This window comes from Escherichia sp. E1130, assembly GCF_005781065.1.
Lineage (GTDB): Bacteria > Pseudomonadota > Gammaproteobacteria > Enterobacterales > Enterobacteriaceae > Escherichia.
The window spans coordinates 1-21,136 of sequence record NZ_VATL01000034.1 but is presented as its reverse complement, the minus strand read 5'-3'; the positions used below and the strand labels follow the sequence as shown (position 1 = coordinate 21,136).

The 21,136-nt window shown below is 50.1% G+C and carries 26 protein-coding genes and 1 other RNA gene; 16 read left to right on the top strand and 11 right to left on the bottom strand.

What is annotated here, in order from left to right:
- Positions 1-16 precede the first annotated feature (16 nt).
- Genes FEK66_RS22845 through FEK66_RS22810 form a run of 8 tightly spaced genes read left to right on the top strand, consistent with a single transcriptional unit; the run spans position 17 to position 6,938 of the window.
- Positions 17-1,342 carry a DNA circularization N-terminal domain-containing protein gene (locus FEK66_RS22845; RefSeq protein WP_138211563.1) on the top strand — a complete coding sequence of 442 codons (1,326 nt, stop codon included), beginning with the start codon at positions 17-19 and terminating at the stop codon, positions 1,340-1,342.
- On the top strand, positions 1,339-2,400 hold the full coding sequence (locus tag FEK66_RS22840) for a phage baseplate assembly protein (RefSeq protein WP_138211562.1): 1,062 nt from the start codon (positions 1,339-1,341) through the stop codon (positions 2,398-2,400). Before FEK66_RS22845 ends, FEK66_RS22840 begins: the two co-directional genes overlap by 4 nt.
- Entirely contained in the window at positions 2,400-2,930 is a 531-nt protein-coding gene (locus tag FEK66_RS22835) for a phage baseplate assembly protein V (protein ID WP_171023574.1), read from the top strand. The genes FEK66_RS22840 and FEK66_RS22835 overlap by 1 nt, the downstream gene beginning before the upstream one ends.
- 4 nt (positions 2,931-2,934) lie before the next feature.
- Positions 2,935-3,348 carry a phage GP46 family protein gene (locus tag FEK66_RS22830; RefSeq protein WP_138211560.1) on the top strand — a complete coding sequence of 138 codons (414 nt, stop codon included), beginning with the start codon at positions 2,935-2,937 and terminating at the stop codon, positions 3,346-3,348.
- Positions 3,341-4,420, top strand: coding sequence for a baseplate J/gp47 family protein (locus FEK66_RS22825; protein WP_138211559.1), 1,080 nt, complete (start codon positions 3,341-3,343; stop codon positions 4,418-4,420). Before FEK66_RS22830 ends, FEK66_RS22825 begins: the two co-directional genes overlap by 8 nt.
- A 2-nt stretch (positions 4,421-4,422) precedes the next feature.
- The gene (locus tag FEK66_RS22820; RefSeq protein WP_138211558.1) at positions 4,423-5,010 is read left to right on the top strand and encodes a putative phage tail protein; all 588 of its coding nucleotides are present in this window, start codon (positions 4,423-4,425) and stop codon (positions 5,008-5,010) included.
- Entirely contained in the window at positions 4,997-6,364 is a 1,368-nt protein-coding gene (locus tag FEK66_RS26100; protein WP_240783249.1) for a hypothetical protein, read from the top strand. The genes FEK66_RS22820 and FEK66_RS26100 overlap by 14 nt, the downstream gene beginning before the upstream one ends.
- Positions 6,365-6,368: 4 nt before the next feature.
- Positions 6,369-6,938 (top strand): tail fiber assembly protein, encoded by a 570-nt coding sequence (locus FEK66_RS22810; protein WP_138211557.1) that lies wholly within the window; start codon positions 6,369-6,371, stop codon positions 6,936-6,938.
- A 56-nt stretch (positions 6,939-6,994) separates the two neighbouring features.
- Here FEK66_RS22810 and FEK66_RS22805 read toward each other — a convergent pair whose 3' ends face one another.
- The 6 genes from FEK66_RS22805 to smpB form a co-directional block, all read right to left on the bottom strand.
- Positions 6,995-8,089 (bottom strand): acyltransferase, encoded by a 1,095-nt coding sequence (locus FEK66_RS22805; protein WP_240783248.1) that lies wholly within the window; start codon positions 8,087-8,089, stop codon positions 6,995-6,997.
- A 46-nt stretch (positions 8,090-8,135) separates the two neighbouring features.
- Entirely contained in the window at positions 8,136-8,546 is a 411-nt protein-coding gene (locus FEK66_RS22800; RefSeq protein ID WP_138211556.1) for a type II toxin-antitoxin system HicB family antitoxin, read from the bottom strand.
- 21 nt (positions 8,547-8,567) lie between these two features.
- Complete coding sequence (locus FEK66_RS22795) at positions 8,568-8,747, bottom strand: type II toxin-antitoxin system HicA family toxin (RefSeq protein ID WP_171023573.1); 180 nt, start codon at positions 8,745-8,747, stop codon at positions 8,568-8,570.
- A gap of 103 nt (positions 8,748-8,850) precedes the next feature.
- Positions 8,851-9,096, bottom strand: a complete 246-nt coding sequence (locus FEK66_RS22790; RefSeq protein WP_138211554.1) for a DinI-like family protein — start codon at positions 9,094-9,096, stop codon at positions 8,851-8,853.
- Between the two features lie 269 nt (positions 9,097-9,365).
- Positions 9,366-9,728: a transfer-messenger RNA gene (gene ssrA, locus FEK66_RS22785) on the bottom strand.
- A gap of 214 nt (positions 9,729-9,942) precedes the next feature.
- Positions 9,943-10,425, bottom strand: coding sequence for an SsrA-binding protein SmpB (gene smpB / locus FEK66_RS22780; RefSeq protein ID WP_000162574.1), 483 nt, complete (start codon positions 10,423-10,425; stop codon positions 9,943-9,945).
- Positions 10,426-10,595: 170 nt separating this feature from the next.
- Between smpB and ratA the strand changes: the two genes are divergently transcribed.
- Both ratA and FEK66_RS22770 read left to right on the top strand, forming a co-directional pair.
- Complete coding sequence (gene ratA, locus FEK66_RS22775; RefSeq protein ID WP_001339419.1) at positions 10,596-11,033, top strand: type II toxin-antitoxin system toxin RatA; 438 nt, start codon at positions 10,596-10,598, stop codon at positions 11,031-11,033.
- Positions 11,023-11,313 (top strand): RnfH family protein, encoded by a 291-nt coding sequence (locus FEK66_RS22770; RefSeq protein WP_064529893.1) that lies wholly within the window; start codon positions 11,023-11,025, stop codon positions 11,311-11,313. Before ratA ends, FEK66_RS22770 begins: the two co-directional genes overlap by 11 nt.
- Before the next feature lie 57 nt (positions 11,314-11,370).
- Here the strand turns inward: FEK66_RS22770 and bamE are convergent, their stop codons facing one another.
- The 3 genes from bamE to nadK all read right to left on the bottom strand — a co-directional run bounded on the left by bamE (position 11,371) and on the right by nadK (position 14,489).
- Entirely contained in the window at positions 11,371-11,715 is a 345-nt protein-coding gene (gene bamE / locus FEK66_RS22765) for an outer membrane protein assembly factor BamE (protein ID WP_138211553.1), read from the bottom strand.
- A gap of 148 nt (positions 11,716-11,863) precedes the next feature.
- On the bottom strand, positions 11,864-13,525 hold the full coding sequence (recN, locus tag FEK66_RS22760) for a DNA repair protein RecN (protein WP_138211552.1): 1,662 nt from the start codon (positions 13,523-13,525) through the stop codon (positions 11,864-11,866).
- 85 nt (positions 13,526-13,610) lie between these two features.
- Positions 13,611-14,489 carry an NAD(+) kinase gene (nadK, locus tag FEK66_RS22755; protein WP_001059169.1) on the bottom strand — a complete coding sequence of 293 codons (879 nt, stop codon included), beginning with the start codon at positions 14,487-14,489 and terminating at the stop codon, positions 13,611-13,613.
- A gap of 122 nt (positions 14,490-14,611) precedes the next feature.
- Here nadK and grpE point away from each other — a divergent pair, with 122 nt between their 5' ends.
- Positions 14,612-15,205: a nucleotide exchange factor GrpE gene (gene grpE / locus FEK66_RS22750; protein ID WP_001296310.1), complete on the top strand. Its 594-nt coding sequence runs from the start codon at positions 14,612-14,614 to the stop codon at positions 15,203-15,205.
- A gap of 54 nt (positions 15,206-15,259) precedes the next feature.
- Here grpE and FEK66_RS22745 read toward each other — a convergent pair whose 3' ends face one another.
- A complete protein-coding gene (locus tag FEK66_RS22745; protein ID WP_010723175.1) occupies positions 15,260-16,546 on the bottom strand; it encodes an HlyC/CorC family transporter in 1,287 nt (428 codons plus the stop codon).
- A gap of 20 nt (positions 16,547-16,566) precedes the next feature.
- The gene (locus FEK66_RS22740) at positions 16,567-17,358 is read right to left on the bottom strand and encodes an inner membrane protein YpjD (protein WP_024165303.1); all 792 of its coding nucleotides are present in this window, start codon (positions 17,356-17,358) and stop codon (positions 16,567-16,569) included.
- A gap of 166 nt (positions 17,359-17,524) precedes the next feature.
- Here FEK66_RS22740 and ffh point away from each other — a divergent pair, with 166 nt between their 5' ends.
- The 5 genes from ffh to rplS all read left to right on the top strand — a co-directional run bounded on the left by ffh (position 17,525) and on the right by rplS (position 21,025).
- Positions 17,525-18,886, top strand: a complete 1,362-nt coding sequence (gene ffh, locus FEK66_RS22735; RefSeq protein WP_000460035.1) for a signal recognition particle protein — start codon at positions 17,525-17,527, stop codon at positions 18,884-18,886.
- Between the two features lie 136 nt (positions 18,887-19,022).
- The gene (gene rpsP / locus FEK66_RS22730) at positions 19,023-19,271 is read left to right on the top strand and encodes a 30S ribosomal protein S16 (protein WP_000256450.1); all 249 of its coding nucleotides are present in this window, start codon (positions 19,023-19,025) and stop codon (positions 19,269-19,271) included.
- 18 nt (positions 19,272-19,289) lie between these two features.
- Positions 19,290-19,838, top strand: a complete 549-nt coding sequence (rimM, locus tag FEK66_RS22725; RefSeq protein WP_000043330.1) for a ribosome maturation factor RimM — start codon at positions 19,290-19,292, stop codon at positions 19,836-19,838.
- A gap of 30 nt (positions 19,839-19,868) precedes the next feature.
- The gene (gene trmD, locus FEK66_RS22720; protein WP_000264781.1) at positions 19,869-20,636 is read left to right on the top strand and encodes a tRNA (guanosine(37)-N1)-methyltransferase TrmD; all 768 of its coding nucleotides are present in this window, start codon (positions 19,869-19,871) and stop codon (positions 20,634-20,636) included.
- 41 nt (positions 20,637-20,677) lie between these two features.
- Positions 20,678-21,025: a 50S ribosomal protein L19 gene (gene rplS / locus FEK66_RS22715; RefSeq protein ID WP_000065253.1), complete on the top strand. Its 348-nt coding sequence runs from the start codon at positions 20,678-20,680 to the stop codon at positions 21,023-21,025.
- The last annotated feature ends 111 nt before the right edge of the window (positions 21,026-21,136 follow it).

Sequence of the window (21,136 nt, the reverse complement as noted above, 5' to 3'; positions counted from 1 at the left end):
TTCAAAAGGTGAAACCATGGCATTTTTTTCTACGCCAGACTGGCGCGATCGCCTGCGCGATGCGTCATTTCGGGGTGTGCCTTTCTCTGTAGAGGACGATGACGCATCCTTTGGTCGCCGGGTACAGCTGCACGAATATCCCAACAGGGATAAGCCCTACACGGAGGATCTTGGTAGAGCGGCGCGCAGGCTGACCATCAATGCTTACGTGATCGGCGGCGATTATGCTGACCAGCGGGATCGCCTGATTGCCGCTGTGGAGACGAACGGCCCCGGCACACTGGTTCACCCTCAGTATGGTGAAATGCAGGGCAGTATAAACGGCACTGTGAAGGTGTCACACAGCAGTGCAGAAGGGCGCATGGCGCGCATTTCGTTCGAGTTTGTGGAGAGCGGAGAGTTAACCTTCCCGGTTGCGGGCATGGCGACGGCGCAGCGCCTTGATGAGTCAGGCGGGCTGTTTGACGATGCCATTGACAGTATGTTCTCCGCGTTTGGCCTCTCCGGTATTCCGGACTTTATCCAGAATGACGTGATTGCCGATGCCACGGCGATGATCAATACCGTTTCCGAAGCATTCAAAATGGTCGATTCCGGCGTGTCGGCGGCCATGCGGCTGCTGCAGGGAGATTTATCGGTCATTCTGATGCCGCCCAGCACAGCGAATGATTTTGTCAGAGCGCTTCAGAAAGCCTGGCGGGCGGGCGATCGTCTTAGTGGTGATACCTCCGATTTGGTCACGATGATAAAAACCCTGTCCGGTATTACGCTGGATCCTGGTCTTTCGCCGCGTGGCACCTGGTCCACTGACTCTGGTTCTGTGGTCACCCAAAAAACGCAGAGTAATCTGGTCGCGGCGGCCATTCGGGCAACGGCTATCAGTACGGCCACTGTTGCTGTGACGACGCTGGCGCAGCCGCGTGTCTCGTCAGGCCAAATTACCGGAACGACAAGCGATTCGGACATTATCACTGTCACGCACCCGGCGCTTGATGGTATGCAGATAGTCAGCCGCGCCAGTCCGCCGCCAAACTGGGACGATCTCACTGACATCCGGGCAGCGCTCAATGCGGCAATAGACCAGGAGCAGTTGCGGATCAGTGACGATTCTCTGTTCCAGCAGATATCCACGATGCGTACAGACCTGAACCGTGATATTTCGGCGCGGCTGGCGCAGGTAGAGCGTACAGCACAGAGAACGCCGGATGATGTTCTGCCCGCTCTGGTACTGGCCGCTGTCTGGTATGACGACGCCGGGCGTGAATCTGACATTTTGACCCGTAATCCTGTCCGCCATCCCGGCTTTGTGCCGGTTGAACCGCTGAGGGTACCGGTACGATGAATAATACTGTTTTTTTGCGCATCAACGGGCGCGAATGGGGCGGCTGGACATCGGTTCGTATCAGTGCCGGCATCGATCGTATTGCCCGGGATTTCAACGTTGCGATTACCAGCCAGTGGCCCGGTAGCCCTGATGGCACCCTGCAGATTAAAAATGGCGATAAGGTAGAGGTGTTGATTGGTGAAAATCTGGTGATAACTGGGTGGGTTGAAGCGCTGCCGCTGCGTTACGACGCCAGCAGTATTACCCGCGGTATTGTTGGCAGAAGCAAAACAGCCGATCTTATTGACTGCAGCGCGGCGCCTGCTCAACAGAGCGGGAAAAATTTGTTTCGTATTGCCAGCTCGCTGGCTCAGCCATTCGGTGTTGACGTTGTTGATGCCGGTGCACCAGCTACGGCTGTGATTGATGCTCAGCCTGAGCATGGTGAAACGGTAGTGGATTGCCTTAATCGCCTGCTGGGCCAGGTTCAGGCTTTGGCGTATGACGATGAGCAGGGGCGGCTGGTGCTGGGTACACCCGGAAGTGCCAAAGCCGTCACAGCGCTGGTGCTGGGGGATAATATCATGTCCTGCGATACCGAGCGTAGCGTGCGCGACCGCTTTTCCAGCTATCTTGTCACCGGGCAGCGCCCCGGCACTGACGATGATTTTGGTGAGGCCACGATTGCCGCTATTCGCCAGAGCACCACTGATTCTGGCGTAACCCGCTACCGCCCTCATACTCTCCAGCAGTCCGGCACGGCCACTACCGACAGCTGCAAATCCCGCTGTGAGTTCGAGGCGCGCCAGCGTGCAGCTAAAACGGAGGAGACAACCTACACCGTACAGGGCTGGCGCCAGGGGAACGGGGAATTGTGGAAGCCAAATCAGTCCGTAGTGGTTTATGACCCGCTGAATGGTTTTGATAATGAAACGCTGGTGATCGCCGAGGTGACTTACAGTCAGGACAATAACGGCACGATCACTGAAATCAGGGTTGGGCCGGCTGATGCTTATCTGCCTGAGCCGACAAAGCCGAAGGCGAAGAAGAAGTCCAGTGGAGAGATCGATTTCTGATGAATAACTCCCTACAGAATATTGTGACCCGCGCTGTTATTACCGCACTCGATACCGCGAAAAAATGCCAGGCGGCCGGGCTGAAGCTGATTGCCGGTGACTCCAAGGAAGGGGTTGAGCATCTTGAACCTTATGGTTTCACCTCCGCCGCGCAAAACGGTGCTGAGGCAGTGGTGCTGTTTCCCGGTGGCGACCGCTCCCACGGCATGGCGGTTATTGTTGCCGACAGGCGATACCGGCTTAAAGGTCTTGCCCGCGGCGAGGTTGCCATTTATGACGACCAGGGCCAGTCCGTTACATTAACCCGCGCCGGGATCGTTGTTGATGGTGGCGGGAAGCCAATCGTGTTCAAAAACGCCCCTAAAGCCCGCTTTGAAATGCCGATCGAATCCACTGGCGACATCAAAGATAACTGCGATGGTAGCGGTAAAACTATGGCTCAAATGCGCGTAACGTATAACGGCCACACCCATAAAGAAAACGGCGACGGTGGTGGAACGACCAACAAGCCAGACCAACCCATGAGCTGACACTATGATCCTCTATGTTAATGGAATCCGAAAGGATGCCACGGATCCGCTCGACCTTTTGACGCGCGCCGTGGTGATTTCTCTTTTCACGTGGCGCCGCGCTGAGCGGGACGATAAAACCCCGCAGCCATACGGCTGGTGGGGCGATACCTGGCCCACGGTTCAGAATGACCGTATCGGCTCACGTCTGTATCTGCTGAAACGCCGGAAACTCACCAACAAAACCCCGCATGACGCCCGCGAATACATGCAGCAGGCGCTGGCATGGATGACGGAGGACGGTGTGGCGGCGCGCATTGATGTGACCTCTGAGCGTACCGGAATAGACACACTGGCCGCTGGCGTAACGGTTTACCAGCGGGACGGGGCCATTCACAACATTACCTTTGATGATATCTGGAGCGAACTGAATGGCTGACAGTCAATTTGCACGCCCTGAACTCCCGCAGTTGATCGCCACTATTCGCAGCGATTTACTGACGCGCTTTAAGCAGGATGCGGTATTGCGGCGCATGGATGCGGAAGTCTATGGAAGGGTGCAGGCCGCCGCTGTACATACGCTGTATGGCTATCTTGATTATCTGGCCCGCAACATGCTGCCTGATTTGTGCGATGAGGACTGGCTTTATCGCCACGCACGCATCAGGCGCTGTCCACGAAAAGATGCTGTTGCCGCGACGGGGTTTATCCGCTGGGATGGGCTAGGCGGTACACCAACCCTGCCGGCTGGCACGCAGATCCAGCGCGACGATCAGGTTACTTTTACCACTACCCAAACCGTTAAAGCCTCCGGCGGCCTGTTACGTGTGCCAGTTGTTGCCGATGTGGCAGGGAGGGCTTGGAATACTGACGACGGCATTGCGTTGCGCCTGGGCACGCCGATTAGCGGTATTCCATCCACCGGGTACGCCGACACGCTGAACGGTGGGGATGATGTGGAGGAACTGGAGACGTGGCGTGCGCGCGTGATGGAGCGCTATTACTGGATCCCGCAGGGCGGCGCAGATCCGGACTACATCATCTGGGCGAAAGAAATTGCCGGAATTACCCGCGCCTGGACGTTCCGTCATTATCAGGGGACGGGTACCGTTGGCGTGATGGTTGCCACCAGTGATCCTGCTAACCCGGCACCTGCAGATGATGTTGTACAGTCAGTGCGCGCGCATATCCTGCCACTTGCACCTGTTGCCGGCGGCGGCTTGTTTGTCTTTGCTGCAACTGAGCATGTTATCCCGATGACAATCGCCCTGGCAAAAGACACGCCTGAAATCCGCACGGCGGTCACCGCTGAACTGAATTCGCTCATGCTTCGTGATGGTCAGCCGTCCGGGAAGGTCTATCTGTCGCGTATAAGCGAAGCAATCAGTCTGGCTACGGGGGAAGTGGCACACCAGTTGCGCGCACCGACCATAGACGTCGTGTTGGGGCAGACTGAACTACCTGTTCTGGGGGACATAACATGGGGAACCTATACGGAGGCAGATGGATAACGATGGCACTGGATGATGAATACGCTCAGCTTTTATACCATCTTTTACCGCCAGGCCCGGCATGGGAAGGTAAAAATGCGTTGCTTGATGGGCTGGCTCCTTCACTTACTCGTGTGCATCAGCGCGCAGCTGAGTTGATGACAGAGATTGACCCAGCAAAAACGACAGAATTGATAGATCGTTACGAAAAACTTTACGGACTGCCTGACTCCTGCGCACCCGATGGTGTACAGACGTTGCAGCAGCGACAGCAACGTCTGGATGCAAAAGCCAACGTATCAGGTGGTATTAACGAAAGGTTTTATCGTGAGCAACTGGATGCGCTTGGGTATACCACAGCCACTATTGAACAGTTTCAGAATCTGGACAGCTCGCCGGATCCTGAATGGGGAGAATTCTGGCGTTATTACTGGCGTGTCAATATCCCCTCCGACGCCAACATCAACTGGCAGACCTGCGCCAGTACTTGCGATTCAGCGATCAGAACGTGGGGCGACACCGTAGCCGAGTGTGTGATTGATAAGCTTTGTCCCTCTCACACAGTAGTTGTTTTTGCTTATCAGGAAGGAGAAGAAGATGCATCGAATTGATACTTCCACCGCCCAGACTGACAAATTTGGTCCGGGTAAAAACGGTTTTACCAATGGTGATCCTGCAACTGGTCGACGTGCAACGGATCTCAACAGCGATATGTGGGATGCTGTGCAGGAGGAAATCTGTAGCGTTATTGAGAAATCCGGCATTGCACTGAACAAATCACAACATGATCAGCTATATGAAGCGATTGTCCAGCTTATTACAAATGCCGTGCCGGATGCCTTACTTCGTAAAAACAACCTGTCTGATCTTGTAGATAAATCAGTTGCCCGGGCAAATCTTGAATTGAAAACAGCAGCGATAAGAGATGTGCAGACATCCAAAGATGATGTCACTACAGGTCGGGTGTTGGTTAATGGTAACGCACTTGCATTACGCTCTGCTTTTGCGAACGGTGCGATCAATTCTGCTATTACTGATACCAATAATCTACCTGCGAATTCTGTTAGTTTCGTCTATGCTTCAGCTGCGCACTCTCCTGGATATGAGGCATCTGTACTTGATTATGCTGGGCTGGGTGGTGATTATAATGTCCAACTTGCCGCGAGTTATTCAACTCCGGGCATATTTAAATTTCGAACAAAAAATGGGGATGTTAAAACGTGGTCGGATTGGTCCAGTTTTATAACGTCTTTTGGGGGGAGCGTCGATTATCTAGATAATGCCAGATATTACAAAACACGTGCCAATTTCTGGCAAGGAGCTGGTGGTTTTGCCGGTCAGTATACCAATCCTACTGCGCCGTTCTGTACGGGATTCCCGTTCACGACACCAAAAGGTGTTTCACAATACCAGCCAATTTGCAAAGGAGTAACACAAACAGATTTTTATGGATTCGGTTCGGCTGTTAGTTTTGGCGCGTTGCGTAGTGGTCAGGCCGATTTTGGGCAGGCGGTTATCCAGATCATCGGCGATAATGGGCAGAGTGCTGAGTTTTATTTTGATATTGGAAGTAATTTGTCATTTCCAGGACAGGTGCGGCCAGGTAGCTTCTCGAATTTTGACGAGCGTTACATCATGCGTGATAGTGTGAGTTATGCTGGTTTTGCGTCAAATAATGAATCACTCCCTTACATGAGAAATGCGAACTCTGGAAATGTTGTTTACCTTGCGCGGCAGGATTGGGCAAGCTCTAATTTTGTTTCATCAATACAATTAGGAGCTGCCGCTTCAGTAGGAGGCGTCAATATTAGCGGAAGTGCGTATATCAATGTACCTGCCGGGTGCGTTATTACCGGACTTACTGACTCAGGTAAAGAGGATAGCCTCATTGACAACATCGATTATGCCACTTACAAACCTATACAGAAATATATTAACAATGCATGGGTGACAATCTCAGGATAATTAAATGCAAAATATTAAAAGATTTACTCTTGTAGAACCAACTGATGTTCAAAAGAAAAAATTCACTAACCCTGAGGGCGTAATGCCGCAATTTTTGTGTTCTGAGGATGGACAAGACTGGTATGAGTGTCAGGAGTTATTTTCAGAATACACGATAAAAGTCATGTATGACAAAAATAATGTTGTTCGCTCTGTCGTTGATAAGCCGTTACCAGGACGCGGAAATATTTTTCCTGTATCAGCATTTTTTCCATTAGACATGAGCGTTGCCGAGGTTGAAGGCCCTCTCCCTGAGGGCTTTAATATGGGTGGGGGGTGGGTTTTTAATGGTGTTGATGTAGTGCCTCGCATCCCCTCGGCTGAGGAGCTGGTTGCTATAGCTGAAACTACAAAAGTGAAATTAATTGACGCAGCCAATAAATCAATATCCCCTCTTCAGGATGCAGTTGACCTCGACATGGCCACTGATGAAGAAACTGCACAATTGCAGTTGTGGAAAAAATATCGTGTGCTGTTAAGCCGCGTGGATACTAGTGAAGCACCTGTTATTGAGTGGCCGATTACACCATATTGATTAATTTCATCAATAAAACCTGCCCTTGTATCTAAGCATTGGCAGGTTTTATTAGTTTAGGTATTAACCGTTTTATATTTATTTGATAGGAGTACGCGAATTTTGTTGGTTAATTTAATTTCAATGTATTTATGTGAAAAATAAGCCATGGTCATGGATGTAAATAATAAAATCATAAATCCAATAGTGTTATGCATAATTCCTGGGGTTATCTTTTCGATATAGCGTGATATGAAATATGCAAGGGGGTTGTGTAGCAAGTACCATGAAAATGATATGTTTCCGAGTACGATGAAAAATTGTGGTGTAAATTTTAAAATGTAATCATTTTGTAGGGCAAACAACAAAACCAAGAAGAAGAAAGAAAGTGCAGATAGCAAACTATAGCCACCAAGTTTATGATTGATAATGCCCGCGGCAATCAGAACCAGACAGACAAAAGAGAGTATGCAGCTTTTAATTTTTATTTTTTTGTTTAATGCTATGTACGCATAACCTGCAAGAACACCAATTCCAAATTCAAGTATTATCGGATTTGTTAAAAATCGAGCCGAAACAGAATGGAAATTATATCCGCCTGTAGAAAATGTCAGTTCTGGCATCAGAAAATAAACAACAGCCAGTGGAGTTAAAAACCATAACCCCAATGCTATAAATCTGTTTTTAAAAAGCAAGCATATTGAGAATGCTAAATAGAAGTACAGCTCATAATTAAGAGTCCATCTAATATTATACATACTGTTGCTGTCTATATATAATGGAGCAGGATCAGTAAGGTAAGGATGAAAGGTTAGAGCGCTAAGAAGGTTTGCCGTTTTATCTGAGTAGTGAAACGTACTCATCGCGCCACTAGTTAAAAAAGCAAATAAAAGAATAATATAATACGCTGGAATAATTCTCGTTAGCCGGTTTACTACGAAGTTGATGCTTGATTTGAGGCCGGGTGCCTTATCATGTGTCACATATACCATGATGAAGCCACTGATTACGAAGAAGAGATCAACACCTATTGCTCCCCAACCGAATAACTGATCTGGTATCGTTCTGTCTGCGCCATCAGGCACCAGATAAAAGCGATAATGGAACAGCACTACTGACAACGCAGCTAATCCACGTAATATTTGAATAGATTCGATTTTACTTTTCATCATTTACCGATATAGCCAATCCATTTATTGATAAAGCCTCTTGCGAGGCTTAACGTTTTTCGCGTCCGATCACTTTATCAGCTGCCACGCGGGACAGGAATCCCGAGCGGCTACCGTACTCAGGGTGTGCAGCGACAAACTGATCGATACGGCGGATCAGCAGCGAAGGAAGAGTGACATTGATTTTTTCCGCCTTCCCCATCAACCGGGTAACGTCCACATCAACCAGCGCCCACACCACACCAGCATAATCGGGATCGGCCAACCAGTTTTCCACACTGGTGGCTTGCGGCACAGCTTCGCCATCTTCCACTAGTAATTCGATATGTGCGTCGATAGCCTCGCGGACACTCTCAATCGCATCCTGATAGTTGTCGCCACCAGAGAAGCAGCCGGGAATATCAGGCACGCGAACGCCGAAGGATGAATCGCCTTTATCAATAGCAACGGGATATAACATTTTACCTCCAGTAGGTGGGGCTTAAAGCCCCGCCTGTTTTTTGATACTTTTGAGTGTTGGTAGCGGTATGTCTTTCTGTGGATGTTTCACCGTTACCAGCCCTTTTTTCTCTGGGTGCTTAAACTGGTGATGACTGCCTTTTACTCTAACCAGATACCACCCATCGGCTTCAATCATTGCTATTGCATTCCTGCTATCCATCCTCCGGCTCTCTGTGTTGTTTTGATGGGGTTATAGTAACCCTATCGGGGCTGGGTGTCAATGTCTTTTGGGGTTATTAGAGTTATAGAGCAGCTATTTTATATCAGAAGAACCAGTCATCTGCCGACTCCCAGACTTCTTGAAGCATTTTTTCCACGTTCTTCCGGGCTTCATCTTTATCCGCTGCACGGAAGACAGATAGACCATCGCTTCCAGCTGGTTTAACGATAACTTCAATGTCCTGGTATTGTTTACTCAGGCGCTTTGTCATTTCTTCCTGAAGTGCGGAAGGCGCAGTTTTCGGTAACTTTCCGTATTTTTCTTTGGCAATACTGATTTCGACACGCATTTTGATAGCTCCTATACTGGTTGAATAACCAGTTATATTTAACTGGTTATATATACAGTGTCAAGTTAATGGCTGCGTCGATCAGGCGAAAATCATGCTGCAGATTTATGGCACAAAAAAACCAGCCCTTTAGAGGCTGGCTTGTTTGTTTTGGAGCCGCGGCTCCTTTACGTATCCTTTTTTGTCCCACTACCGTCTGGTCGGTGTCCTGCCGGAACTGCTAACTTCATGTTTTTGCTGGTGCTGTCCTTGCACTGTCCTGCTAAAGGTGGTGGAGCTGGCGGGAGTTGAACCCGCGTCCGAAATTCCTACGTCCTCGGTACTACATGCTTAGTCAGTCTTTACATTCGCTTGCCAGCTGCGGACGGACACGCCACTAACAAACTAGCCTGATTAAGTTTTAACGCTTCAACCCCAGGCAGGGCTTCCACGCGATCTCTTTTGGGTTTGACCTCTCTTGATCCCCGTCCTAAGAGCGGAGGCTAGGGAGAGAGGGCTCTAAGCAGGTTATTAAGCTGCTAAAGCGTAGTTTTCGTCGTTTGCGACTATTTTTTGCGGCTTTTTACGAGGCCAACCGCCCCTCGGCATGCACCTTGGGTTTCGCAAATCCCGTCGAATCCAGAATCAGCCCCAATGTGTAACGTTAAGTATACCAGATTTTTGAGCGCCATGACTAGCCCCAAAGGCGTTATCATCCTGGAATTAGCACCTGCATAGTATGATTTTTCTTCGATTAAGCAATGGGATGGCTACATCAGTGTCAGATTTGACAGTCGACAAGATGTTCATTCGCGCCACCGGATAGGGAGGCGCGGTGAAGATTTGATTAGTATCGCTTATATAGGTTTAACGGTGCGCGTTTTTCATGATACGTGCTTTATCAACCTGCCATTCGCGTTCTTTGATATCAGAACGTTTATCGTGTTGTTTCTTACCTTTCGCGACGCCGATTTTTACTTTGCACCAGGCATTTTTCCAGTACAGGGAGAGCGCCACTACGGTATAACCTTCACGGTTCACTCGGCCATAGAGAGAGTCAAGTTCGCGCTGGTTGAGAAGCAGTTTGCGGGTGCGAGTAGGGTCGCACACCACGTGCGTGGAAGCCACTGCCATCGGCGTGATGTTTGCTCCAAACAGGAACGCTTCTCCGTCGCGCAGAAGGACATAGCTGTCGCTAATATTGGCTTTTCCTGCGCGCAGGGATTTAACTTCCCAGCCTTGCAGGGCAAGTCCCGCTTCGAACTCTTCTTCAATAAAGTATTCGTGACGGGCGCGCTTGTTAAGCGCGATGGTCGCTGAACCAGGTTTATGTGCTTTTTTCTTCGTCATAAGCGTCGTGAATCATCGGTAATCTGAAATCGAAAATACCCCATATCAATCCTGCGGGGGACAAGGCTCTATCTTAGCATGAACCGGATGTTACCCAGCGCCGGGATAGCGTTTTTTTTACTGCAGGATAAATGATATTATTTGTTGGATTTTTGTTGATGGAAATTGTTATGCCTCAGATTAGCCGGACCGCACTGGTACCCTACAGCGCGGAGCAAATGTATCAGTTAGTGAATGACGTTCAGTCTTATCCTCAGTTTTTACCAGGGTGTACTGGAAGCCGGATTCTGGAGTCCACTCCTGGGCAGATGACCGCTGCGGTAGATGTGTCTAAGGCTGGGATCAGCAAAACGTTTACAACCCGCAACCAGTTGACCAGTAACCAAAGTATCCTCATGAGTCTGGTTGATGGACCGTTTAAGAAATTGATCGGCGGCTGGAAGTTTACGCCGTTGAGCCAGGATGCGTGCCGTATTGAGTTTCATCTCGACTTTGAGTTTACCAATAAGTTGATTGAACTCGCCTTTGGCCGTGTGTTTAAAGAGCTGGCAGCTAATATGGTGCAGGCTTTTACTGTTCGTGCAAAAGAGGTCTACAGTGCCAGGTAAAATTGCCGTTGAGGTGGCTTACGCATTACCCGAGAAACAATACCTGCAACGGGTAAGATTGCAGGAGGGCGCGACGGTTGAAGAGGCGATTCGTGCAAGTGGTTTGCTGGAACTGCGAACTGATATCGATTTAACTAAAAACAAAGTCGGCATTTACAGCCGCCCAGCAAAACTGAGCGATACCGTGCATGATGGCGATCGGGTGGAGATTTATCGTCCTCTCATTGCCGATCCGAAAGAGCTTCGCAGGCAACGAGCAGAAAAATCGGCGAATAAATAACAGCCAGAAAAAAGGTGCTCACTGAGCACCTTTTTTAATCGCTATAAACGGCAAATTTTATTCGTTGCCAGTCAGCGCAGGTTTGTTATCAATATTGGTCAACACACCGCTGCTGTTAAAGGTCAGCGTCAGCGTTTGCTGCGTTACACCTTCATGACCTGGTTGCTGACGGAACACATAGAACCAGGTATTCGTACCAAATGGATCGGACATCAGCGGTGTACCCAATGCGTACGCAACTTGTTGTTGCGTCAAGCCAACACGTATTTTGGATACGTCGTTAGCGGTCAGATAGTTCCCCTGGTTGATGTCAGGACGGTAAACCACTCGCTCCAGAGTGGAACAGCCTGCGGTCAACATCAATAGTACTGCTGCTGCAGCAGTCAGCGTTTTACAGCGCATAGTGATTTGATTCCTTTTCGGGCCCGAGCAGTACGTGGCTCATCTGTAATATGCCGATGATAATAGACCTTTCATCACTTTAAAACCTTTTGCTTTCCGGTCTTACGGCGTTTTGCTGTTTACTCTGACCGTGAAGCAGGAAAAAAGTTTACGCCGCAAGCAGTTCTTTCGCATTCGCCAGTGTGTTACGTGTGACTTCACTGCCACCAAGCAGGCGCGCCAGCTCCTGTAACCGCGCTTTTTTGTCCAGCGACTCCATATGAGTTTCGGTCATCGCGCCATCGGTTTCTTTGCTGACAAAATAGTGTTGATGACCGCATCCTGCGACTTGCGGCAAATGGGTAACGCACATCACTTGGGTTGATTCGCCAAGCTGACGTAGCAGTTTGCCGACGACTGCCGCTGTCGGGCCGCTAATCCCTACATCCACTTCATCAAAAATCAGTGCCGGGGTTTCCATTTTACGCGCGGTAATGACCTGGATTGCCAATGCGATGCGGGACAATTCACCACCGGATGCGACTTTGGCAATAGGCTGCATTGGCTGACCTGGGTTGGTGGTTACCCGAAACTCAATACGATCGGCACCGTCAATACCCAGGTGATGCTCGTCAAATTTAACATCAATCGTAAACTGCCCATGTGGCATAGAGAGTGCATGCATACTATCGGTGATCTGCTGTGCCAACTCATTTGCATAATGCTGGCGTTGCTGGTGTAACGCGCGTGCCGTTTCCAGTGCTTGCTGATGATGTTTCGTTACCGCCAGCGCGAGCGTTTCTTGTGAGTCGGCCTGATCATCCAGTTGCTGCTGTTCTTCCAGTAGCGACTGGTAATACTGTGGCAATGCCTCAGGGCTGACGTGATGTTTACGTGCCAGCGAAATCTGTTTTGAGATGCGCTGTTCAAGTTCAAACAAACGGTTGGGATCGAGATCCAGGCGATCGCAGTAGTGGCGCAGTTCGTCGCTGGCTTCAGCAATCTGGATGGTAGCTTCTTCCAGCATATCAAGTACGCCGGACAGTTTGCTGTCCATGCCAATCAATTCGCTCACCAGTTGTTTAGCCGTGTAAAGCTGACTTTGCAGGTTTGCGTCTTCAGCGTCGGCCATTAATGCCAATGCATTCTGGCTGGTAGTCAGTAATTGACCGCTGTTCGCCAGACGTTTGTACTCTTCGTCAATTTGCTCAAACTCTCCGGGCTGCGGATTAAATTCGTTAAGTTCTTTTAATTGGTATTGCAGCAGTTCCGCACGGGCGGCGCGTTCCTGACTTAGTTGTTGATGGTGCGCGAGGTCGCGGCAGCTTTGATGCCACAATTGATAACGTACGGTCATTTCCTGGAGCAGAGAGGTTTCATTGGCATAGCCATCAAGCAGGAATTTTTGGTGCTCGGATTTGGTGAGTAATTGATGAGCGTGCTGACCATGGATCTGAATCAGCAACTGACCCAGTTCGCGCAGTTGTGACAGAGGAACAGCTGTACCGTTGATGAAACCACGGGAGCGACCATCGCTACTGATTACGCGACGAAGCAGGCATTCACGGCCATCTTCCAGTTGATTTTCTTCCAGCCAACGCAGAGCCGCTGGTGTATCTTTCAGTGAAAAACGGGCGCACAGATCAGCGCGAGCAGCGCCGGTACGCACCATGTCGGCTTCAGCGCGACCACCGAGACAAAGGCCGAGGGCATCTATCGCAATAGATTTACCCGCGCCGGTTTCACCGGTTATTACGGTCATGCCGCTGTGAAAATCAATCTCAAGCTCACGAACGATAGCAAAGTTGCTGATGGTCAGTTGTGCCAACATAGTCGTTTTCCTGTATGAAAAACCATTACTGTTATTGTGTACAGTATAAACTGGTTTTATATACAGTAAAGAGGCTGGCGTAAAATTAGAATAATTTTTTTGACCAGCCGAGCTTGGTGCTTAATGTATTGAAATAGCTGTAATCTTTCGGATGAATCAGATTCAGATGGTAATCACAGCGACGAATCAGGACATCTTCACCTTCCTGAATCGGCAGTGCTATCTGACTGTCGCAGCTGATTTCCAGGTCGTTACGGCGATGCGAAAAACGCAGACGGATAGTGCTGCTGCTGTTTATCACCAGCGGCCGCGCTGACAACGTATGCGGGAACATTGGCACCAGGGTTATTGCATCCAGAGAAGGCGTCAGTATTGGTCCCCCTGCCGAGAGGGAATAGGCAGTGGAGCCTGTAGGTGTCGAAATAATCAAACCATCGGAACGCTGAGAAAACGCAAAGATCTCGTCGATATATACTTCGAACTCAATCATATGCGCAACTTTGCCTGGGTGAAGTACCACTTCGTTAATCGCTGTGCTGATGCGTTTCTGGCAATCTTGCTGGCAGACTTGTGCTTCCAGCAAAAAACGTTTCTCGCTGATGTAGTGGCCTTCCAGCACATCGGCTAATTGTTGCTGGGCGTTATCGGGGTCAAGGTCAGTCAGGAAACCCAGGTTGCCACGGTTGATTCCAATAACTTTAATATCGTAACGGGCGAGCGTGCGCGCCGCGCCCAGCATATTACCGTCGCCTCCAACAACTACCGCGAGATCAGCCAGTTGCCCAATCTCCGCGAGCGTGCCAGTTTTCACATTCTTCAGTTGCAGTTCGTGAGCGATTTGTTGCTCAACGATGACCTCGTAACCTTTTGTGCACAGCCAGCGGTAGAGCATTTCATGTGTTGTCAGTGCAGTAGGGTGCCGTGGGTGTCCCACAATGCCAATACACTTGAAATGATTATTCATTTTTCCGAGGTCCTTGTTGCGAAGATTGATGACAATGTGAGTGCTTCCCTTGAAACCCTGAAACTGATCCCCATAATAAGCGAAGTTAGCGAGATGAATGCGAAAAAAACGCGGAGAAATTCATGAGTAGTAAAGAACAGAAAACGCCTGAGGGGCAAGCCCCGGAAGAAATTATCATGGATCAGCACGAAGAGATTGAGGCAGTTGAGCCAGAAGCTTCTGCTGAGCAGGTGGATCCGCGCGATGAAAAAATTGCGAATCTCGAAGCTCAGCTGGCTGAAGCTCAGACCCGTGAACGTGACGGTATTTTGCGCGTAAAAGCCGAAATGGAAAACCTGCGTCGTCGTACTGAACTGGATATCGAAAAAGCCCACAAATTCGCGCTGGAGAAATTCATCAACGAATTACTGCCGGTGATTGATAGCCTGGATCGTGCGCTGGAAGTGGCTGATAAAGCTAACCCGGATATGTCCGCGATGGTTGAAGGCATTGAGCTGACGCTGAAGTCGATGCTGGATGTTGTGCGTAAGTTTGGCGTTGAAGTGATCGCCGAAACTAACGTGCCGCTGGACCCGAATGTGCATCAGGCCATCGCAATGGTGGAATCTGATGACGTTGCGCCAGGTAACGTACTGGGCATTATGCAGAAGGGTTATACGCTGAACGGTCGTACGATTCGTGCGGCGATGGTTACTGTAGCGAAAGCAAAAGCTTAATTTTTGTTTTCGTAATAAATCACGGCCCAGCATGCGAATGCCGGGCCGTTTTCGTTACTCCGCCACACTCTCGCGCAGCGGTTTTACAGGAAAAACTTTTACCTGCTTAATCATATTGTCCTGAACGTCGAGAATATCGATATCGTACTCGCCAATACGTACGCGGGTGCCAGCGACAGGGATCTCTTCCAGCGCTTCAAGAATGACGCCATTAACGGTTCGAGCATCATCTTCCGGTAGATGCCAGTTAAAGGCTTTGTTAATTTCTCGCACGTTGGCGGTGCCATCGATAATCACCGAACCGTCGTTTTGCGGAGTGACTTCTTCGGCAAGTGTTGGCGACATGGATGTGGTGAAATCACCGACTATCTCTTCCAGAATATCTTCAACCGTCACCAGCCCCTGAATGTCTCCATACTCGTTGACGACCAGGCCGACTTTCTTTTTGTTGCGCTGAAACTTGACCAGCTGCGTGCTGAGTGGCGTGCCTTCCGGGACAAAATAGATCTCGTCCGCGGCGCGTAGCATGGTTTCTTTGGTGAACTCTTTTTTCTCCGACATCAACCGCCAGGCTTCACGCACACGCAGCATACTGATGGCGTCGTCCAGCGAATCACGGTAGAGCACGATGCGCCCGTGAGGTGAGTGGGAGAGTTGGCGCAGAATCGATTTCCAGTCATCGTTGATATCAATACCGATAATTTCACTGCGCGGCACCATGATGTCATCGACAGTCATTTTTTCCAGATCGAGTACCGAAAGCAGCATATCCTGATTGCGACGGGAAATTTGTGAGCGCGATTCGTGCACGATGGTGCGCAACTCTTCTTTGCTCAAAGAGCCGCTAACCACGATATCGGTTTTGATGCCCATCATGCGCATTAACATGCGGGTAATAGCGTTCAGCAACCAGACCAGCGGCATCATCAAAATTTGCAGCGGTGCTAACAGAAAACTACTCGGATAAGCGACTTTTTCCGGGTACAGCGCGGCAATGGTTTTCGGCAATACCTCAGCAAAAACCAGTACGACAAAAGTCAGCACACCAGTCGCAATTGCCACGCCCGCATCGCCGTACAAACGCATCCCAACAATAGTGCCGAGCGCGGAGGCAAGAATATTGACCAGGTTATTGCCGATTAACACCAGGCTTATCAGGCGGTCTGGCTTACGCAGCAATTTTTCGACGCGTTTGGCCGAGCGATTGCCCTGTTTTGCCATATGCCGCAGACGATAGCGGTTGAGTGTCATCATTCCGGTTTCGGACCCGGAAAAATAGGCTGAAATGACCACCATGATGATCAGAATAATGATCAACGTAGTAGTAGAAATGTGTTCCAGGGGAAACTCCTTTTCTGGGTTTAGCTGATTAACTGCTGAACAATTCGGCTGCCGAAGTAGGCCAGTGTCAGAATGACTGCACCCGCGACGTTAAACCAGACGACGCGGCGTCCACGCCATCCTTCATGATAATGTCCCCACAGCAGCACAATATAGACAAACCACGCCACGATAGAGAGCACAGCCTTGTCGATATTTTCCATGCTAAATAAGTTGTGCATGTAGAACAGGCCAGTGCAAAGAGTAAGCGTTAACAGCACCACGCCAATCTGCGTAATATGGAACATTTTACGCTCGATACTCATCAATGGCGGCATTTCCTGACTGAATGCCAACTTTTTGTTCTTCAGTTGGTAATCAATCCATGCCAGTTGCAACGCGTACAGGGCGGCAATTATCAGCGTGGCGTAGGAAAAGAGCGATAAGCCAATGTGCACCAGCATCCCGGGCGTGGCTTCCAGATGGGTGATGTATTCATTGGGCATGAAGGTCGCCAGCGCCAGGTTGATAAGCGCAAAGGCATAGACAATGGGTAGCAGCAACCAGCCACGATTGCGAGAAGCCACAATGGTCATTACCGTACAGATCATCAAACTGACCAATGAACCAACATTCAGCAGGCTGAGGTTTTGTCCGCTATCACCGTCGGGCAGGATGCGGGCTTCCAGAGCGATTGCGTGGCAGACCAGCGCGATGACCGCAGAAATAATAGCCATGCGCCGCCAGCCGCCGTTTTTTTGCAGCAGACCGGGAACAATCAGCGCAAGACTGACGGAGTAGGCGACAAGCGCGAGCAGAGCAAAAACGGGCATAGTAATGTCGACAGTTTGAGCAATAAGAAAGAGAAGCAGTATAGCGTCAGGTGAACGCTGCTCCAACCGTTGCATAACAACAAAGACGCCTTCATGTTATACTGCGGCAAAATACTGATGATGTGTCGCGATTGCGGCCAACCGTTTCCACCCCAGGCGAGAGACAATGTTTGATAATTTAACCGATCGTTTGTCGCGCACGCTGCGCAATATCAGTGGCCGTGGACGCCTCACTGAAGACAACGTAAAAGATACGCTGCGCGAAGTGCGCATGGCGCTGCTGGAGGCGGACGTCGCTCTGCCGGTAGTGCGTGAGTTTATCAATCGCGTAAAAGAGAAAGCGGTTGGTCATGAAGTTAATAAGAGCCTGACGCCGGGGCAGGAGTTCGTCAAAATCGTCCGTAACGAACTGGTTGCGGCGATGGGCGAAGAGAACCAGACCCTGAATCTGGCTGCGCAACCGCCTGCGGTCGTGCTGATGGCGGGCCTGCAAGGTGCCGGTAAAACAACCAGCGTGGGCAAACTCGGTAAGTTCCTGCGCGAGAAGCACAAGAAGAAAGTGCTGGTTGTTTCTGCCGACGTTTATCGTCCGGCGGCAATCAAACAGCTTGAGACGTTGGCAGAGCAGGTGGGCGTTGATTTCTTCCCTTCTGATGTTGGTCAGAAACCGGTAGATATCGTTAACGCGGCGCTGAAAGAAGCCAAACTGAAATTCTACGACGTTCTGCTGGTGGATACCGCCGGTCGTCTGCACGTTGACGAAGCGATGATGGACGAGATCAAACAAGTCCATGCGTCGATTAATCCGGTTGAAACCCTGTTTGTGGTTGACGCCATGACCGGTCAGGATGCTGCCAATACGGCAAAAGCATTCAATGAAGCGTTACCGCTTACCGGCGTAGTGTTGACCAAAGTGGACGGCGATGCCCGCGGCGGTGCGGCGCTCTCTATTCGTCACATCACTGGCAAGCCTATCAAGTTCCTCGGTGTTGGCGAGAAAACAGAGGCGCTGGAGCCGTTCCACCCGGACCGTATCGCTTCCCGTATTCTCGGCATGGGCGATGTTCTGTCGCTGATCGAAGATATCGAAAGCAAAGTTGACCGTGCGCAGGCAGAGAAATTAGCCAGCAAGCTGAAAAAAGGCGACGGCTTCGATCTCAACGACTTCCTTGAGCAGCTGCGCCAGATGAAAAATATGGGCGGCATGGCCAGCCTAATGGGCAAGCTGCCGGGCATGGGGCAGATCCCGGATAACGTCAAGTCGCAGATGGACGATAAAGTGCTGGTGCGTATGGAAGCCATCATCAACTCGATGACGATGAAAGAGCGCGCTAAGCCAGAAATCATCAAAGGTTCGCGTAAGCGTCGTATCGCTGCCGGTTGCGGTATGCAGGTGCAGGACGTTAACCGCCTTCTGAAGCAGTTCGACGACATGCAGCGCATGATGAAGAAAATGAAGAAGGGCGGAATGGCGAAGATGATGAGAAGCATGAAAGGGATGATGCCACCGGGATTTCCTGGTCGCTAAATGACCTTATGCGACAGAGTTATTAACTGCTGATTGCATTTTCTCCAGAAATCAGTAAAATTTTCGGGCTTTTAATATGACACCGGACTCCGTTCCTCGATGGGGTCCGGTTGTTTTATTCACACAAGAGGATGTTATGGTAACTATTCGTTTAGCACGTCACGGCGCTAAAAAGCGTCCGTTCTACCAGGTTGTTGTCGCTGACAGCCGTAATGCACGCAACGGTCGCTTCATCGAGCGCGTTGGTTTCTTCAACCCAATCGCTAGCGAAAAAGAAGAAGGCACTCGCCTGGATCTGGATCGCATCGCTCACTGGGTTGGCCAGGGCGCAACTATTTCTGATCGCGTTGCTGCGCTGATCAAAGAAGTAAACAAAGCAGCTTAATCTGTCACGGTGGTCATGATGAGCAAACAACTCACCGCGCAAGCACCTGTTGATCCCATCGTTTTGGGAAAAATGGGTTCGTCTTACGGTATTCGTGGGTGGCTCAGAGTGTTTTCTTCCACCGAAGACGCCGAAAGCATTTTTGACTATCAGCCCTGGTTTATCCAGAAGGCGGGTCAGTGGCAGCAAGTCCAGCTGGAAAGCTGGAAGCACCACAATCAGGACATGATCATCAAGCTGAAAGGCGTTGACGATCGTGATGCGGCGAACCTTCTGACGAATTGTGAAATTGTCGTGGATTCATCGCAACTGCCTCAGCTTGAAGAGGGCGACTACTACTGGAAAGACCTGATGGGCTGCCAGGTAGTAACCACTGAAGGCTACGATCTCGGTAAAGTCATTGACATGATGGAAACCGGATCCAATGACGTTCTCGTCATTAAGGCAAACCTGAAAGATGCGTTTGGTATCAAGGAACGTCTCGTACCGTTCCTCGATGGGCAGGTTATCAAGAAAGTCGATCTCACTACTCGTTCAATCGAAGTAGATTGGGATCCTGGTTTTTAAACCACCGGATAAACGGTAAAAGACGGCGCTATGTGGATTGGCATAATTAGCCTGTTTCCTGAAATGTTCCGCGCAATTACCGATTACGGGGTAACTGGCCGGGCAGTTAAAAATGGCCTGCTGAGCATCCAGAGCTGGAGTCCTCGCGACTTCACGCATGACCGGCACCGTACCGTGGACGATCGTCCTTACGGTGGCGGACCGGGGATGTTAATGATGGTGCAACCTTTGCGGGACGCCATTCATGCAGCAAAAGCCGCGGCGGGTGAAGGCGCAAAGGTGATTTATCTGTCACCACAGGGACGCAAGCTTGATCAAGCGGGCGTCAGCGAACTGGCAACGAATCAAAAATTGATTCTGGTGTGCGGTCGCTACGAAGGTATAGATGAGCGCGTGATCCAAACCGAAATTGACGAAGAATGGTCAATCGGCGATTACGTTCTCAGTGGTGGTGAGTTACCAGCAATGACGCTGATTGACTCTGTTTCCCGGTTTATTCCGGGAGTACTGGGACATGAAGCCTCAGCAACGGAAGATTCCTTTGCTGAAGGATTGCTGGATTGCCCGCACTATACGCGGCCTGAGGTGTTAGAAGGGATGGAAGTTCCGTCAGTGTTACTGTCGGGCAACCATGCCGAGATACGTCGCTGGCGTTTGAAACAGTCGCTGGGCCGTACCTGGCTTAGAAGACCTGAACTTCTGGAAAACCTGGCTCTGACTGAAGAGCAAGCAAGGTTGCTGGCGGAGTTCAAAACGGAACACGCACAACAGCAACATAAACATGATGGGATGGCGTAAGCCCCCGAGATATCAGTTTACCCAGGATAAGAGATTAAATTATGAGCAACATTATTAAGCAACTTGAACAAGAGCAGATGAAGCAGGACGTACCTTCCTTCCGTCCGGGTGATACCGTGGAAGTGAAAGTATGGGTTGTTGAAGGTTCCAAAAAACGTCTGCAGGCATTCGAGGGCGTGGTTATCGCTATTCGTAACCGCGGTCTGCACTCTGCATTCACTGTTCGTAAAATTTCCAACGGCGAAGGCGTTGAGCGTGTCTTCCAGACTCACTCTCCGGTAGTTGACAGCATTTCTGTCAAACGTCGTGGTGCTGTTCGTAAAGCTAAACTGTACTACCTGCGTGAGCGTACTGGTAAGGCTGCTCGTATCAAAGAGCGTCTTAACTAAGATTTCGCTTAAGCGACATCCTGTTAAGAAGGGCTGGCCAATTGGCTGGCCCTTTTTTTATTTATTGAAATTGCGTTTACGGTGCACTAATCGTAAGCGTCGTCTGAGTAC